This window comes from Pseudomonas sp. IT-P12 (genome assembly GCF_949767465.1).
In the GTDB taxonomy this organism is placed as follows: Bacteria; Pseudomonadota; Gammaproteobacteria; order Pseudomonadales; family Pseudomonadaceae; genus Aquipseudomonas.
On record NZ_CATKPY010000021.1, the window covers coordinates 226167 to 241307 of the forward strand.

At 62.0% G+C, this 15141-nt stretch carries 16 protein-coding genes; 6 read left to right on the plus strand and 10 right to left on the minus strand.

Annotation, left to right across the window (positions count from 1 at the left end; all coding sequences use genetic code 11):
- Positions 1-4: 4 nt before the first annotated feature.
- From ACM6IM_RS10035 to ACM6IM_RS10045, 3 genes are all read right to left on the minus strand, one after another.
- Positions 5-1324, minus strand: a complete 1320-nt coding sequence (locus ACM6IM_RS10035; RefSeq protein WP_414865028.1) for an Nramp family divalent metal transporter — start codon at positions 1322-1324, stop codon at positions 5-7.
- 76 nt (positions 1325-1400) lie between these two features.
- Positions 1401-1928: a DUF3833 domain-containing protein gene (locus ACM6IM_RS10040; RefSeq protein ID WP_192301561.1), complete on the minus strand. Its 528-nt coding sequence runs from the start codon at positions 1926-1928 to the stop codon at positions 1401-1403.
- A gap of 10 nt (positions 1929-1938) precedes the next feature.
- Positions 1939-2427 (minus strand): chalcone isomerase family protein, encoded by a 489-nt coding sequence (locus tag ACM6IM_RS10045; protein ID WP_414865487.1) that lies wholly within the window; start codon positions 2425-2427, stop codon positions 1939-1941.
- Positions 2428-2635: 208 nt separating this feature from the next.
- Here ACM6IM_RS10045 and ACM6IM_RS10050 point away from each other — a divergent pair, with 208 nt between their 5' ends.
- Positions 2636-3427 (plus strand): hypothetical protein, encoded by a 792-nt coding sequence (locus tag ACM6IM_RS10050; protein ID WP_414865029.1) that lies wholly within the window; start codon positions 2636-2638, stop codon positions 3425-3427.
- Between the two features lie 129 nt (positions 3428-3556).
- Complete coding sequence (locus ACM6IM_RS10055) at positions 3557-4120, plus strand: hypothetical protein (RefSeq protein ID WP_414865030.1); 564 nt, start codon at positions 3557-3559, stop codon at positions 4118-4120.
- Positions 4121-4123: 3 nt separating this feature from the next.
- On the opposite strand, the gene ACM6IM_RS10060 is transcribed toward ACM6IM_RS10055, so the two are convergent.
- The 4 genes from ACM6IM_RS10060 to ACM6IM_RS10075 all read right to left on the minus strand — a co-directional run bounded on the left by ACM6IM_RS10060 (position 4124) and on the right by ACM6IM_RS10075 (position 7725).
- Complete coding sequence (locus ACM6IM_RS10060) at positions 4124-4840, minus strand: alpha/beta hydrolase (protein ID WP_414865031.1); 717 nt, start codon at positions 4838-4840, stop codon at positions 4124-4126.
- Positions 4841-5005: 165 nt separating this feature from the next.
- On the minus strand, positions 5006-6118 hold the full coding sequence (locus tag ACM6IM_RS10065; protein ID WP_201189025.1) for a M14 family metallopeptidase: 1113 nt from the start codon (positions 6116-6118) through the stop codon (positions 5006-5008).
- 200 nt (positions 6119-6318) lie between these two features.
- Complete coding sequence (locus ACM6IM_RS10070; RefSeq protein WP_201189027.1) at positions 6319-7098, minus strand: ABC transporter substrate-binding protein; 780 nt, start codon at positions 7096-7098, stop codon at positions 6319-6321.
- A 192-nt stretch (positions 7099-7290) separates the two neighbouring features.
- Entirely contained in the window at positions 7291-7725 is a 435-nt protein-coding gene (locus tag ACM6IM_RS10075; RefSeq protein ID WP_414865032.1) for a rhodanese-like domain-containing protein, read from the minus strand.
- 99 nt (positions 7726-7824) lie between these two features.
- On the opposite strand from ACM6IM_RS10075, the gene ftrA reads away from it, so the two are divergent.
- Positions 7825-8802, plus strand: a complete 978-nt coding sequence (gene ftrA, locus ACM6IM_RS10080; protein WP_414865033.1) for a transcriptional regulator FtrA — start codon at positions 7825-7827, stop codon at positions 8800-8802.
- Here ftrA and cobF read toward each other — a convergent pair whose 3' ends face one another.
- Both cobF and ACM6IM_RS10090 read right to left on the minus strand, forming a co-directional pair.
- Positions 8803-9558 carry a precorrin-6A synthase (deacetylating) gene (gene cobF / locus ACM6IM_RS10085; protein ID WP_414865034.1) on the minus strand — a complete coding sequence of 252 codons (756 nt, stop codon included), beginning with the start codon at positions 9556-9558 and terminating at the stop codon, positions 8803-8805. It lies immediately after the preceding gene.
- Entirely contained in the window at positions 9555-10130 is a 576-nt protein-coding gene (locus ACM6IM_RS10090) for a histidine phosphatase family protein (protein ID WP_414865035.1), read from the minus strand. The genes cobF and ACM6IM_RS10090 overlap by 4 nt, the downstream gene beginning before the upstream one ends.
- A 552-nt stretch (positions 10131-10682) precedes the next feature.
- Here ACM6IM_RS10090 and ACM6IM_RS10095 point away from each other — a divergent pair.
- From ACM6IM_RS10095 to ACM6IM_RS10105, 3 genes are all read left to right on the plus strand, one after another.
- Complete coding sequence (locus tag ACM6IM_RS10095) at positions 10683-11699, plus strand: arginine N-succinyltransferase (protein WP_201189037.1); 1017 nt, start codon at positions 10683-10685, stop codon at positions 11697-11699.
- Between the two features lie 31 nt (positions 11700-11730).
- The gene (astA, locus tag ACM6IM_RS10100) at positions 11731-12765 is read left to right on the plus strand and encodes an arginine N-succinyltransferase (RefSeq protein ID WP_414865036.1); all 1035 of its coding nucleotides are present in this window, start codon (positions 11731-11733) and stop codon (positions 12763-12765) included.
- Positions 12766-12916: 151 nt separating this feature from the next.
- Complete coding sequence (locus tag ACM6IM_RS10105) at positions 12917-13786, plus strand: isocitrate lyase/PEP mutase family protein (RefSeq protein WP_414865037.1); 870 nt, start codon at positions 12917-12919, stop codon at positions 13784-13786.
- 120 nt (positions 13787-13906) lie between these two features.
- On the opposite strand, the gene ACM6IM_RS10110 is transcribed toward ACM6IM_RS10105, so the two are convergent.
- A complete protein-coding gene (locus ACM6IM_RS10110; RefSeq protein WP_414865038.1) occupies positions 13907-14980 on the minus strand; it encodes a diguanylate cyclase in 1074 nt (357 codons plus the stop codon).
- Between the last annotated feature and the right edge of the window lie 161 nt (positions 14981-15141).

Consider the following 15141-nt stretch of genomic DNA (forward strand, 5'->3'; position numbering starts at 1 on the left):
ACGATCACCCCAGAAACTGCAGAATCAGCCAGCTGTTGGCCCCACTGATCACCACAAACAATCCCCAGGCCAACACCCGCGTCGGCAGCCGATTGACAAATGGTCCCATCAACCGGTGATCGTTGGTCATGCGAATCAACGGGTACAGGGCAAACGGCAATTGCAGGCTCAACACCACCTGACTCAACACCAGCAATTTCCCGATCGCGTTGTCGCCCATCAGCCAGACACCGATGAACGCCGGGATCAGCGCCAGTCCGCGTGTGATCAGACGCCGCTGCCAGCAGGGAATCCTCAGGTTCAGGTAGCCTTCCATGATCACCTGGCCGGCGATGGTGCCGGTGAACGTCGAACTCTGACCCGAAGCCAGCAAGGCGACGCCGAACAACACGCTGGCCAGCGCCCCGCCCACCAGAGGGTCGAGCAGGTGGTAGGCATCCTGAATGTCCACCACGTCGGTGTGCCCGGTCTTGTGGAAAGCCGCCGCCGCGAGAATCAGGATGGCCGCGTTGACCAGCAGCGCCAGCGCCAGGGAGCCGATGGTGTCGATGCGCGCCAGCTTCACCGCGTCCTGCTTGCTGGCAAGGTCCTTGCCGATCATCCGCGTCTGTACGATCGAGGTGTGCAGGTACAGATTGTGCGGCATCACCGTAGCCCCGAGAATTCCGATGGCCAGGTACAGCGGCGCGGCGTCGCCAATGGCGGACAGCGACGGTGTGAAGCCACGGGCAACGTCCGGCCAGTACGGCTTGATCAACAGCAGTTCAACGAAGAAGCACGCGCCGATGGTGCCCACCAGCACCAGCATGATCGCTTCCAGTCGGCGAAAGCCACGGTTCTGCAGGGCCAGTACCAACAAGGTGTCAAACGCGGTGAGGGCAATGCCGACGCTCAGCGAGCAGCCCAGCAGCAGGTGGAACGCCAGCGCGCAGCCGAGCACTTCGGCGAGGTCGGTGGCGATGATCGAGATTTCCGCCAGCACCCATTGGGTTCGTGCGGTCCGGGTGCTGTAGCGCTCGCGGGACAGCTGCGCCAGGTCGCGTCCCGTGGCGATGCCCAGGCGCGAACACAGGCACTGCACCACCATCCCCGCCAAGCTTGCCAGCAGCACCACGAACAACAGGCTATAGCCAAATCGCGAACCGGCCTCGATCGCGGTCGCCCAGTTGCCCGGGTCCATGTAGCCGATGGACACCAGCAATCCCGGGCCGGCGAAGCGCAGGACCCGCTTGAAGAATGACGCGCGAGGATCGACGGCGACACTGCCCGCCACTTCGGGTGGACAAAACGGCGCCGTGGCGATTTTGGGCAAACTGAATTTCACACACACATCCAGAAACAAGTGGAGTGGCGCAGCTTAGACGTTTCAGCCCGAACGCCCAAGAGGCATTCGCTGGGGATCAGGCGCCGTGACGGCGGAAGAACAACGTCACCTGGCCCACCTCAAAGCCGAACTTGGTCATCGCCGTGCGATTGGCCAGGGTGTTTTCATCAATCAGGTACATCCAGTCATCCATGTGCACGTCATACACCTTGCCGTCGACCGGCAGGCTCAGCACGTAGCGCCAGTGCAGCGCGTTACCCGCAGACTCGCCGCCGGCCTCGCCCACCACGTCGCCCGCCGTGCCGCGCCAACGGCCAGGGCCGTCGGGGCGTACCGTCCAGACGCGGGTCTGCTTCGTGCCGTCGCTGTAGGTAAAGTCCTCATGCATGATCAGATTCGGCCCTTCCATCCGGCTGTTGATCAGCACATGAAAACGCTTGACCACCTCCCCCGAACGCTTCTGGAACATACCCCAACCGTCCACCCGGCCGACGAAGAAGCCGGGCATGTCGAGCCGGGGATTCTGCGCTTCGTACTGCTGCACATCGACGCCACCGCAACCGGCCAGGCAGACACACAACACCATCAACAGTCTCTTCAACATGATCAAACCCTCAGTCTTTGGCATTGCCCAGCAACTGCTGGCGCAAATCGGGATTGCGCGTGCGCGGGTCGAGCCAGATCGCAAAAAAAGCCCGGGCGAATTGCGGGTCCTTCACTTCGTGCTGCCGCTGCTGGCCGACATAGAACTGCGCGCCCTGCCCCGGCAAATACACGCCGGTGATGCGCGTACCGGCCTGAACATCGACGAACGACCGCTGCATCTGCACCTTCCACTCTTCAAGTTGCCCGGCGCTCACCGACGTGCCGGACAACCGCTGGATTTCATCGACGCTGGCCTGCACCAGGTCTTCACGGGCAATGCTGCGCTGATAAATCAGTTCCAGAGCGAAGGGTTGATCCAGCGTCAATGGCCGCGCCGCGCTCCAGAGCCGAGCGTTGTACACGTCGAAACCAAACACCCGAAACTCACCGGTGCCGATGATCCGCGCACCCGGCACGACCTCCTGCCACGCGGCCAGGGTGTGCGTGCCCCACGCCATCAGAAGCAATGAAACACTGAGCTGTCGGCGCCATCCTGATGGGTTCATGGGGTTCAGCCATTCTCGATTACCTTCTGAAAACTTATACGCGAAACATGTTTTTGTACAATTATTAAGGCAGATATTTTTGTATACAAAAATATTGATAATTGGCGTAATTCTTCGAGCTCAATGCTAACGTGGTCCTTCATCCAACCCGGAGGTGCATGTGCTGTTGCTCAAATTGCTGGTGATTCCCGGATTTCTCCTGCTCATTTCTCTGGCCGGTAAACGCTGGGGCCCGAGCGTTGCCGGTTGGTTGTCGGGGTTGCCGGTGGTGGTGGGACCGATTCTGTTCTTCCTCGCTGTCGAGCAAGGCGAACTGTTTGCCGCCCGTTCGGCAACGGCTGCGTTGTCGGCGATGGTTGCGATGATCGCCTTCTGCGTCACTTACGCTCAGGTCGCGCAACGGGCCGGGTGGCCGTGGGCGCTGGGGGTTTCGTTGCTGGTCTGGGCGGTCATCGCCATGGCGCTGTCGCTGATTGCTCCGTCGCTGATGTTCTCGGTGATCGCCGCTGCCACCGCACTGCTCGCGGCGCCGTTCCTGTTCCCCAGCGTGCAGCCGCAGGTTTCAGGCCCGGCACCGAAGTCCGATAGATTGCTGTTGCGCATGATCGCCGGTGCACTGCTGACCCTGGCAGTCACGTTGCTGGCGAGCACGGTCGGCGACCGCTGGAGCGGTCTGCTCGCGGTGTTCCCGGTGCTGGGCAGCGTGATGGCCGTGTTTTCCCAGCAAAGCCGTGGGCCGGCGTTCACCGCCGCGTTGTTGCAGGCCACCGCGACCGGGATGTACTCGTTTGCAGCGTTTTGCCTGGTGGTGGCGCTGGCACTGCCCGGCATGGGCCTGAGCGGGTTTGCCCTCGGCGTCGCAGTGTCCGTGGCGATGCTCGGCGTCACCCGACGGTTGCTGGCCAAATCAGCCAATCCCGGGACCAGGCCTTCGACGGCGTCGAACGAATGACCCCTCATCGCGTCGCGCCAACCCAGCGCTGCCCGGGAACGTCACCCAACCGTCCGTTAGCCCGCGCTGGATGCTTCACAACCTCCATGGGATGATCGCCCCCCACCGCGACAACCCTGGAGATTGCGAATGTCACTGTTGAGTAAAAAAGCCGTTGTCCTGCTGCTGGCGATGGCCAGCCTGGGGGCTATGGACGCGCAGGCTGCCAAGGCCGCGGCCAAGGACGCGCCGCAGAGCGTGTCGATGCTGGGCAACAAATTCAAATTCACCCTGCCCAAGGGGTTCGTCGCCAATCCCCTGCCACCCGATGCGACGGGCGCAACCGGCACGATGTACACCAACGAAACCACCAAGACCGTGGTGATCGCGGCTGAGAACACCATTCCCGGTGGGGTCAACGCCAAGGACAACGACGGCGAGTTTCTCGATGCCACGGCAGCCGACTTCTCGACCCAGCAAGCCAAGGCCCTGCCGGATTTCACCCAGCTCAGCGAGAAAAGCCTCACGCAGAAAGGCACCGGCCTGGGGCTGCGGCAGATCGACAGCACCGCCACCCAGGGCGGTGGCAAGACCCTCGACACCACGCTGATGGCCGCCTCGGGCACGCGCATGGCCCTGGTTCAGGTGATTTCCCGTCTCAGCGACAATGCCGGCCACGAAGCGCTGGTCAAGCAGATCGTCTCGGGCAAGTAAGGCTCAGGGGTTGAGGCGCTGCAACCAGGCACTCAAGTCCTGCATTTCGGCGGCACTGATGGTGTGTCCGACACCGGGGTAGGCGTGAAACTCGGGCTTGAGTGACAACCCCTGCAACAGGCTGTCAGCCTCGGTGCCATCGTTGAAAGGCAGGCGTTTATCCGCCGTGCCATGCCCGATGAAAATCGCCAGTGACTGGCGTTGCACCTGTGGTTTGAGCTCGGACTTGAGCACGGGCAGAATCCGCCCGCTCAACGCGGCAATCCCGCCCACGGCCTCGGGGTGACGCAGCGCCACCTCGTAGGACATGATCGCGCCCTGGCTGAAACCCACCAGGTAAACCTTGGCCGGTTGCGTGTGATATTTCTTCGCAGCCTGGGCGATGAAGTCCAGCAGCACCTGACCGCTGGCCTTCAGGTCATCGGTCTCACCGTTGTAAGCCCCTTGGCCTTTTTGGCGAAACCATTGATAACTGCCTTCTTCCATCACGATCGGTGCGCGCACCGACAGGTAGTTGTATCCGGCCGGCAGCTCGTCCTTGATGCCGAACAGGTCCTGCTCGTTACTGCCGTAGCCGTGGAGGAAAATCACCAGGGGTTGATCGACGGAATCGGGATGTACCTGCTCCAGGTATTTGAGCGGCAGGTCGGTGTGCAGAGTGGTTTGGGCGTGGACGGCGGCGGACGCCAGGAACGTCAGCAGAGCAAGCACTTTCAACATGAGCCTTCCTTCACAAAGCGCAGGATTCGGGGCAGAGCCTAACACCGTGAAGCTGATCGGGGGATTTTCGCTGCGGCTGATGCCGCCATCGCGAGCAGGTTCGCTCCCACGGGAATACCCCTCAAATCCCTGTGGGAGCGAGCCTGCTCGCGATTCCGTGTCCAGTCAGTCGTTGATCAACTTCCCGACCCGAATCGGCTCGCGCCCCGCGACCTTCGCCTGCCAGGTGCCCGGCTGGGTGTAGCGACCACGATCGATGGCGAACAGCACCCCGCGGGTTCCCGCACGCACGGTGGTGACCTTGTCGTTCAACGGATCGACCACTTCGAACAGGGCATCGCCCTGCTCGACCCACTCACCGGCCTCGCGCAGAAAACTGACCACACCATGGTGCGGTGCGAACAGGTATTGCGTGCCTTCGAACGGCATTCCTTCGCAGCACTCATCCGGCGCCGCCGGCCAGTCACCCTGGATGAACCCCTGCTCGGCCAGGAACCCGAGAATCGCTTCGCAATTGGCCTGGGCCTGATCGACGCGGGTGTCGCCCATACTGCCCAGCTCAAGGGTGGTCGCCAGATTGGCCGGAGGAATCGCCGCCTCGGGAAAAGCCCTGGCCAGGCGCAACCAGGGCGAAGAGCAGGACTCATCGAAGGAGCTGCCACCGGAATCTTCACACAGCAGCGCCACACCCGCCTTCAACCGCGCCGCCAGTGATTGCCACTGCGGCCAGTGCTGCGGCAAGGCGTAAATATGGATGGCCGCCTCAAAATCACAGTGCAGATCAAGCGTGATGTCGGCATCGCAGGCGTGGCGCAACAACAGGCGGTGCAGGGCTTCCAGCTGCGAGGCAGGTGCAGGCAGGTCGTCGAGCACCCGGGTCATGGTCTGCCGGATCAGTGCAACGTTGGCCTGGGCGTCGGCGCCCAGGCGATCACCGATCAGCTGCGCGACCGGCGCGCTCAATTCCACGAACGAGCGATTGAAATTCTGGCCGCTGCCGAGTTCGAAACGGCCCATGTGACTGCCTTGCAGGTGCTGATCGAGGCCGATGGGGTTGGCCACCGGCACCAGTTCGACCACGCCTTGCAGGTGCCCCGAAGCTTCGAGTTCGGCCAGGCGTTTTTTCAGTTCCCAGGCGGTGCGCATGCCCGGCAGTTCGTCCGCGTGCAGGCTGGCCTGGATATAGACCTTGCGTGCACCCGTACCGTAACGAAACACGCTGAGGGTCCGTTCGGTGCCCAGGTGGCTCCAGGGTAGCGGGTGGTCGATGCGTTGCATGGGCGAACTCCTGATACTTGAAAACTTCGAGATGACCTGTGGGAGCGAGCCTGCTGGCGAAGCCGTTGTGTCAGTCAATCGCGAGGTTGAATGCACGAAAGTCTTCGCCAGCAGGCTCGCTCCCACAGAGTTCTCATCCTGGAACCAAAACAAAAAAAGTGGCCACCGCGTCAACGGAGGCCACTTTTTTCTACGGCGTATTAATGGCCGTAAACATCGAAATCGAAGTACTTGTCCTGCACTTGCTTGTACTTGCCGTTGGCGCGGATTTCAGTGATGGCGGTGTTGAATTTGTCCGCCAGCTCCTTGTCGCCCTTGCGCACCGCGATCCCGGCGCCGCCGCCGAAGTACTTGGCGTCTTCGTAGGTCGGGCCGACAAAGGCAAAGCCCTTGCCTGCGTCGGTTTTCAGGAAACCGTCGTCGAGGTTGACCGAGTCCGCCAGCAGCGCGTCGACACGACCGGAGACCATGTCCAGGTTGGCTTCCTGCTGCGAACCGTAGCGCACCAGCTCGATACCGGCCGGTACCAGCACTTCGGTGGCGAAGCGGTCATGGGTACTGGCGCGCAGTACACCGACTTTCTTGCCCTTGAGTTCGGTCAGCGGATCCTTGATATCGGTGCCGGCCTTCATCACGAAGCGCGCCGGGGTGTGGTAGTACTTGATGGTGAAATCGACGTTTTTCTTGCGGTCGTCGGTGATGGTCATGGACGACAGAATCGCGTCGATTTTCTTGACCTTCAGGGCCGGAATCAGGCCGTCGAACTCTTGCTCGACCCAGGTGCATTTGACTTTCATCTGCTCGCACAGCGCATCGCCGATGTCGACATCGAAACCGGTGAGTTTGCCGTCAGGGGTTTTCATCGAGAATGGCGGGTAGCCGGCTTCGATACCGATGCGGATCGGCTTGGCGTCATCGGCCACAGCGGTCAGGGACAACATCGACAGTGCCAGGGCACCGAACATCACTAGCTTCTTCATTTATAACTCCCGTGTACGGAGGCTTTTATATTGGCAGCATTCGATTGATCGCTTTCGGTCAGCGCTTTGTTATGGGTTACGACCGAAGTGGCGGGCAGTCTAGAGCGGCTTTACACGGGCAAATTGTGCATAGGCGACAAATACTTATAAAAAAGGCGAGCGCATCCTCGAGAGGATTCGCCCGCCGCTGGCTCAGCAATCGCAGCCAATCGTCGTCGCGGCTGGCCGTTGTACCGGGGCGCTCAACGCAAACCCTTCGTCCAGCCAACCGGTCACCCCGCCGATCATTTCCTTGACCGGGTAACCGAGCGCCGCCAGCTTCACTGCGGCCTTGTTGGCGCCGTTGCAATGGGGGCCGGCACAGTAGACCACGAACAATGTGGAGGTCCCGTAGCCTGCCAGCCCTTCAGCCGTCAGCAGTCGTCCCGGCAGGTTGATCGCACCTGGCACATGACCGCGTTCGAACGCCAGCGGACCGCGCACATCCACCAGGACAAAATCCACCTCCCCCGCCTGCTGGCTGCCGTAGACGTCGGAACAGTCGGTTTCAAAGGTCAGGCGGTTGCTGAAATGCATCAGGGCAATGGCCGAAGGCGCGGCAGGAATCTTGCGGACCAGACTGGTCATGGGCGGTACTCCAGGGTTCGTGGGTGTGAGAAGACTGTATCCGCCGCTGACTTGCGGCTAAAGTGGCGCACAAGACACTCACCGGGAACTTTCCGCCAAATGCAGCCCAACCCAGGATCAGTCGCCATTCTGGCCTACGACGGCCTCTGCACGTTCGAATTCGGGATTGCCGTGGAGATCTTCGGCCTGGCGCGGCCGGAATTCGATTTCCCCTGGTATGAACACCGCATTGCCGCCGTCGATCAGGGCCCGATGCGCGCCATGGGCGGCATCCGGGTGCTGGCCGACGGTGGCCTGGAATTGCTGGCCGACGCCCGGACCATCATCATTCCCGGCTGGCGCGATCGCAGCGCCCCGGTGCCCGATGTGTTGATCGAGGCCCTGCGCCAGGCCCACGCACGCGGCGCGCGGTTGCTGTCGATCTGCTCGGGGGTGTTCGTGCTGGCCGCCACCGGTTTGCTCGATGGCCACGGCGCCACCACCCATTGGCGCTACACCACGGAACTGGCCGAACGGTTTCCGAACATTCTGGTCGACCCGGACGTGCTCTACGTCGACTCGGGCCAGTTGATCACCTCGGCGGGCAGCGCGGCCGGCATCGACGCCTGCCTGCATCTGGTAGCGCGGGATTACGGCACGCAAGTGGCCAACAGCGTGGCGCGGCGACTGGTGATGTCGCCGCAACGCACCGGCGGCCAGGCGCAGTTCATTCCGACCCCGGTCAGCCCGACGCCGCGCAGCGATCTCTCGCGCGTCATGCAGTGGGCGCGGGAGCGCCTGCACGCCCCGCTCGAAGTGCGCGACCTGGCCAGCGAGGCGGCCATGAGCCAAAGAACCTTCCTGCGCCGGTTCACCGAAGCCACCGGCCTGCCGCCCAAGGCCTGGCTGCAGCATGAACGCCTGGCACGGGCCCGGGAACTGCTGGAAAGCACGGGGCACAGCACCGAGCAGGTGGCCGGGCAGTGTGGTTATCGTTCATTGGAAAGCTTTCGGGTGGCGTTTCGCACGGTGGTCGGCGTGCCGCCGTCGGTGTACCGGGAGCGGTTTGGGCGCGGGATCAAGGCCAGTTCCGTTTGATCAAGGCTTGCGCAACAGATAGGTGTCCATGATCCACCCATGGGCCTCCCTCGCCGCCTTGCGCACCCGCTCGATTTCATCCGCCACGTCCTCGAGCCGGCCACTGATGAGCAGTTCATCCGGCGTGCCCAGATAAGCGCCCCAGTAAATCTGCGTCTCGCGGTCTGCCACCTGCCGGTAGGCATCTTGCGCATCGAGCATCACCACCAGGCTGTCGGTATCGCTCACTTGCCCCGCGGCCAACCGACGACCCGTGGTGATTTCGATCGAGCGGCCAATACTGTTCAGCGGCACCTTGTGCTGCGCCGCCAACGCTTGAACGCTGGTGATGCCGGGAATCACTTCGAATTCGAACGCGCATCGCCCCGACGCGAGAATCGCCTGCAGAATCCGGATCGTGCTGTCGTATAACGCCGGGTCGCCCCACACCAGGAAGCCGCCGCACTCGTCGTCGGACAGTTCCTCATCGATCAGCCGTTCGAAGGTCAACTGCTTGGCCAGGTTCAGCTCTTGCACACTGCTCGTGTAATCCACCTCACCGCGCTCACGCTCCGGGCTGTGCGCCTCGACAAACCGGTGGACGTGATCGCTGATGTAGCGCTCGCAGATCTCGCGCCGCAGGTCGATCAGTTTGTCCTTGCTCTGGCCCTTGTCCATGAGGAAAAACACATCCACCCGGTTCAGCGCCTTCACGGCCTGCAGGGTGATGTAGTCGGGGTTGCCGGCACCGATGCCGATGACCATCAGTTTTTTCATGAACAGGGATCCTCAAGGTCCGCACCTGGCAATCGCAGGCGCCAGCGTCCATTGAACCGCAGCTCGATGGCTGACAGCGGTTCAACATCGATCAGGTTGAATGCCGGACTGTGCAAAACCCGGGTCAACGCCGCGCGCACGACAAAGGGATGGGTAATGGCGACGATAGGTCCCGGTGTCGCTTGCAGTGTCTCCAGCCAGGCGCCCACCCGCTCGATGAGTTGTGCCACCGACTCGCCACCGTGAGGCGCCGCCAACGGATCATCGAACCAGGCCTGCAGCGCTTCGGGCTCGGACGTTTGCAGGTCGCCAATCCGGGCACCGTTCCAGCGTCCGAAATCACAGTCCCTCAACGCCTCGACAATCACCGCGTCGCTGCCGAACAAGGCGGCGGTTTGTCGCGCGCGCAGTTCCGGGGCACTGAACAGACGTGGCCTGCCCTTGAACTGACGGCCCAGGGAGCCACTGGCCGATTGCCAATCCATCTCCACCGGTTCATCCGTAGGAAAGCGCGCCAATTTTTGTGCGACGGTTCTGGCGTGGCACAACAGAGTCAAACGGGTCGACTGCACGAAAGATCACTCGGTTTAAGGAAAAGCAACAGCATGAGGCCATCATTCATGGGCCATTGTGCCGCAAGAAAGGCCACGGCGGGGGTTTCGCTGCCCATCGAAACGATGCACTTGCCTGCTACATAACCAGCCATCTCCGACAGCCTTGTCAGCGAAGGCCTACAAGACGGACCGACATGCATGTAACCCAAGGCTGACGGGCGTTTCGCCCCCCGTTAATGCGGTAAAGAACCTCGCAAAAATTCACTAGACAGGGGCTGCGGGTTAAATAAATACTGCTGTAACGGATTATGAAAGATAAACAAAACCCTCATCCAGCAGGAGCCCGGATGCCCTCTCCCAGCGACGCGCACCACCGCCTCCAACATGACGCCAACGCCGATCGACCGTTCAACGCGGCGGTGGTGAACATCGTGCTGCTTCATTCAATGGCTGATCAATAAAGAGCGGCGCTGGACAACCCTCGAGCAACCGCCGATTCAACGCGTGGAAACCGACAGTGATAGTCAGGTTCGTGCCGAACGCCGAACCCTTTGATACAGGAGTGCATCCATGCTGGTCATACGCCCAGTGGAGTTAACGGACCTGCCGCAGTTGCAACGACTGGCTCACGACAGCCTGGTCGGCGTCACGTCCCTGCCGGACAATGCCGAACGCTTGCGCGAGCGAATTCTCGATTCCTGTACCTCGTTCGATCAGGACGTGCGGACCCATGGCCCGGAAAACTACTTCTTCGTTCTGGAAGACCTGGCGACCCGGCACCTGGCGGGCTGTTCGGAAATCCTCGCCACGGCCGGTTTCGACGAACCTTTCTACAGCCTGCGCAACCGCCACTTCACCAGTGCCTCGCGAGAACTGAACATCGAACATGGTGTGCCGGCACTGTCGCTGTGTCATGACCTCAACGGCCACACCCTGCTGCGCGGTTTCCACATCGATGCGGCGCTGGTGCGCTCGCCGGCTTCAGAATTGCTGTCCCGGGCGCGACTGATGTTCATCGCCGCCCATGCCCGGCGCTTTGCCGAAGCGGTGATCACCGAAATCGTCGGCTACAGCGACGATCAGGGGCACTCGCCCTTCTGGGACGCGCTGGGCAAGCACTTCTTCGACCTGCCCTACGCCGAGGCCGAGCGTCTGTGCGGGCTCGAGAGCCGGGCGTTCCTGGCCGAACTCATGCCGCAATACCCGATCTACGTACCGATGCTGCCCCAGTCGGCCCAGGACTGTATTGGCCGCATCCACCCCGATGGCCAGGATGCCTTCGATATCCTCGAGCGCGAAGGGTTCGAGACCAACAGCTACATCGACCTGTTCGACGGCGGCCCGACCTTGCACGCGCGTCTGGCCGACATCCGTTCCATTGCGCACAGCCAGACCGGCACCGTCATCCTGAGCGATACCCTCGATGCGCGCGGCCGCTACCTGGTCAGTAACGATGCGTTGAAGGGCTATCGTGCCATCGTCGCCGATCTGGACTACCGCCCCGGCCAGCCTGTGGCCCTGAGTGCCGAGATGTGCACCGCCCTGAACGTGAGCGACGGCAGCCCGGTACGGGTGATCGCCCTGTGAGCGCTCGATCACCCGTGCAAGGAAGCGCATCATGATTGTCCGCCCGGCGCAAATCACTGACCTGCCCGCCCTGCTGGCATTGGCGCGGCAAGCCGGTCCGGTGTTGACCACCCTGCCGGCCAGCGAGGAACGCCTGGCCCATCGCTTGCGCTGGACACAACGGGCCTTCGCCGGACAGATCGAGCGGGCCGACGCCGACTACCTGTTCGTGCTCGAGGACGACGATCAGCAGGTGCTGGGCATCAGTGCCCTGACGGGGGCCATCGGGCTGCGCGAGCCCTGGTACAACTACCGGGTCGGGGTGACCGTCAGTTCATCGCCCGACCTGGGCATCCAGCGGCAGATCCCGACACTGTTCCTCAACAATGAAATGACCGGCCAATCGGAAATCTGCTCGTTGTTCCTGCGCCCCGATCAGCGCCAGGGCAGTCACGGCCGGTTACTGTCCGTGGGGCGTTTATTGTTCGTGGCCGAGTTCCCCCACCTGTTCGGTGAAAAACTCATTGCGGAGTTGCGTGGCAGAGCCGATGAACAAGGGTGCTCGCCCTTCTGGGACAGCCTGGGTCGGCACTTTTTCAAGATGGATTTCAATCACGCCCACCATTTGTCGGGGCTGGGCAGCAAGTCCTTCATCGCCGAACTGATGCCACGCCAGCCGCTCTACACCTGCCTGCTCACCGAACAGGCCCAGGCGGTGATCGGCAAGGCACACCCCAACACCGAGCCAGCGCTGAAAATCCTCACCGCCGAAGGCTTTACCCACGAAGGCTACATCGACATCTTCGACGCCGGCCCGGTGATCGAGGCGCCCCTGTCGAAGATCCGCAGCGTACGGGACAGCCAGGCGCTGGTCCTGGCCATCGGAACCCCGGACGATCAGGCGCCGATCTGGCTGATCCACAATCGCCGCCTGGAGAACTGCCGTATCACCGCCGCCCCCGCGAGGCTGGCGGGCAACGGCCTGGTGGTCGATCGGCTCACCGCCAAACGCCTGCAACTGCAGCCCGGCGATTCGGTTCGCGCGGTGCCGTTGCTTCGGTCTCAGCCGCAAGCGGTCGCCGCGTGAGGCGCCCGCCCTCTTCCACTGGAGGGCAATCAAATGAATCGTCCTGCAAATTCGTCATCATAATTGCCCCCGTTGCGTGATAGCCTTTTGGGTCTTCGGCGTTGACACTCTTGCTCAAGCCTTTCCATTCCTTTGTATTGGTGGAACTTATATGTCCAGGCTTTCCCATCAGGATTTGCGCCGTAACTTCCGTGAGTTGTTCGCTTCCAACAAGTGCTATCACACTGCATCGGTCTTCGACCCGATGTCGGCACGCATCGCCGCGGACCTGGGTTTTGAAGTGGGGATTCTCGGCGGCTCGGTGGCCTCGCTGCAGGTACTGGGTGCCCCTGACTTCGCCCTGATCACCCTCAGCGAATTCGCCGAGCAGGCCACCCGTATCGGTCGCGTCGCCCAGTTGCCGTTCATCGCCGACGCCGACCACGGTTACGGCAATGCCCTCAACGTGATGCGCACCATCGTCGAGCTGGAACGCGCCGGCGTGGCGGCCCTGACCATCGAAGACACGCTGCTGCCGGCGCAATTCGGCCGCAAGTCCACCGACTTGATCGGCGTCGCCGAAGGCGTCGGCAAGATCCGCGCCGCCCTGGAAGCCCGGGTCGATACCGAAATGGCCATCGTCGCGCGCACCAACGCCGGGATCCTGCCGGTGCAGGAAGTCATCAGCCGCACCCAGCAATACCAGAACGCCGGTGCAGACGGCATCTGCATGGTCGGCGTACGTGATTTCGATCACCTGGAACAGATCGCCGAGCACCTGAACGTGCCGCTGATGCTGGTGACCTACGGCAACCCGCTGCTGCGCGACGACAATCGTCTGGCGGAACTGGGTGTGCGCGTGGTCATCGACGGGCACGGGGCCTATTTCGCAGCGATCAAGGCGACTTACGACAGCTTGCGCGAACAACGGCAGATCTTCACCCAGGCGTCCGACCTGAGCGCCACAGAGCTGACCCACACCTACACGCAGCCCGAGGAATACATCCGTTACGCGGAAGAATTCATGAGCGTGAAGGAATAACATCCGTTCATGATCCTCGTGGGAGCGAGCCTGCTCGCGATGGACGTCAATGATGACGCGGGCTGAGCGAATGTCCTCATCGCGAGCAGGCTCGCTCCCACAAAGGGAACTGCTCTGCTGTCACACTGGATCGAACACCTCTTGACGAGGCTTGTGATCGCCGCTGCAAATAACTCGATTGCGTCCGGTGCTCTTGGCTTCATAGAGCGCCCGGTCGGCCTCGTCGAGCCATTGCGTCGCGTCGGCGCAGGACGGCTTCCAGGCGGCCAGGCCAATGCTCAGACTGACGCTCAGCGCCGGGCTCTGGGCGTCATCGAGGGTGGCGAAGCGATCACGCAGGGCCTCCATGGCGCTGGCCGCGTGATCAAGCGCCAGGTCCGGAAGGATCAGGCAAAACTCGTCGCCGCCGTAGCGCCCGGCCACATCGGTGGCCCGCAGGTTCTGCCTGAGCATCCTGCTCAACTGGCGCAGCACCCTGTCTCCGGCGACATGGCCGTGAGTGTCATTGATGGCCTTGAAATGATCGATGTCGATCAGCGCAATCGCCCCGCCCCGGTGCTGGCGTTTGCAACGCTGGTATTCGATGTCCAGCTGATCTTTCCAGGCACCGTGATTGAGCAGGCCGGTAAGGCTGTCGGTTCGACTCAGCGCCAGCAACTCGCGCTTGTGCCGGCCCAACGTATTGGCCTGGCGAAAGCAGATCCAGCCCAGGGCCAGTGGATACAGGCACAGCAACGGTAGACACGCATACAGCTGAAGCTGACTGGTTTCAGGAATGAAGGCCGGTGCAAACACCCCGTAACCGATAGCGATCCCGAGGATTTGCGCGACCGCGCCGAACAGCATGAACCGCAGGCCGCCAATCGCGACGTTGTTCATCGCCATCATGGCCAGCGTTGCCGCGCTCGGCAGCGGGTTGAACTGCATCGCAGCGACCCAGACCCCGCCCAGAAAGGCGTCCACCAGCAGATTTCGGTGTTCGGCGCGAAAGGGAGCCCGTGAACGGCACGTCCATTGGTAAGCGACATGCGGCCACAAAACACCATTGAAGATCATCAATCCCCAAACCCATGGCGCCGGGTCGAGCGGGTACATCGCCACGCCTACACACAACAACCCCAAGGCCAGTCCCAGGGTCCGCGAGGTGTAAAGCCTCCTGGCCAGTAATAGCCCCCTTCCTCCCGCTTTGCTCATAGGAACCTCTGCGCCAGGTTTTTGAGCGGTGCAGGCAGTCTAACAGGGCAACATCAAATAGCTATCACCGGCGGGCGGTCCGAATACCAGGGTATTACCGCGACGCACGGGTCAAACGTTCGGCTATACATGAAGAGGGAAACTCAACAGACAACGATAAA

What these genes read in the sequence shown, in the direction of transcription:
- ACM6IM_RS10040 (WP_192301561.1), bottom strand. Translation starts at nt 1,928, where the DNA reads ATGTTGAAGAGACTGTTGATGGTGTTGTGTGTCTGCCTGGCCGGTTGC.
- ACM6IM_RS10045 (WP_414865487.1), bottom strand. Translation starts at nt 2,427, where the DNA reads ATGGCGTGGGGCACGCACACCCTGGCCGCGTGGCAGGAGGTCGTGCCG.
- ACM6IM_RS10055 (WP_414865030.1), top strand. Translation starts at nt 3,557, where the DNA reads ATGTCACTGTTGAGTAAAAAAGCCGTTGTCCTGCTGCTGGCGATGGCC.
- ACM6IM_RS10060 (WP_414865031.1), bottom strand. Translation starts at nt 4,840, where the DNA reads ATGTTGAAAGTGCTTGCTCTGCTGACGTTCCTGGCGTCCGCCGCCGTC.
- ACM6IM_RS10065 (WP_201189025.1), bottom strand. Translation starts at nt 6,118, where the DNA reads ATGCAACGCATCGACCACCCGCTACCCTGGAGCCACCTGGGCACCGAA.
- ACM6IM_RS10070 (WP_201189027.1), bottom strand. Translation starts at nt 7,098, where the DNA reads ATGAAGAAGCTAGTGATGTTCGGTGCCCTGGCACTGTCGATGTTGTCC.
- ACM6IM_RS10075 (WP_414865032.1), bottom strand. Translation starts at nt 7,725, where the DNA reads ATGACCAGTCTGGTCCGCAAGATTCCTGCCGCGCCTTCGGCCATTGCC.
- ftrA (WP_414865033.1), top strand. Translation starts at nt 7,825, where the DNA reads ATGCAGCCCAACCCAGGATCAGTCGCCATTCTGGCCTACGACGGCCTC.
- cobF (WP_414865034.1), bottom strand. Translation starts at nt 9,558, where the DNA reads ATGAAAAAACTGATGGTCATCGGCATCGGTGCCGGCAACCCCGACTAC.
- ACM6IM_RS10095 (WP_201189037.1), top strand. Translation starts at nt 10,683, where the DNA reads ATGCTGGTCATACGCCCAGTGGAGTTAACGGACCTGCCGCAGTTGCAA.
- astA (WP_414865036.1), top strand. Translation starts at nt 11,731, where the DNA reads ATGATTGTCCGCCCGGCGCAAATCACTGACCTGCCCGCCCTGCTGGCA.
- ACM6IM_RS10105 (WP_414865037.1), top strand. Translation starts at nt 12,917, where the DNA reads ATGTCCAGGCTTTCCCATCAGGATTTGCGCCGTAACTTCCGTGAGTTG.
- ACM6IM_RS10110 (WP_414865038.1), bottom strand. Translation starts at nt 14,980, where the DNA reads ATGAGCAAAGCGGGAGGAAGGGGGCTATTACTGGCCAGGAGGCTTTAC.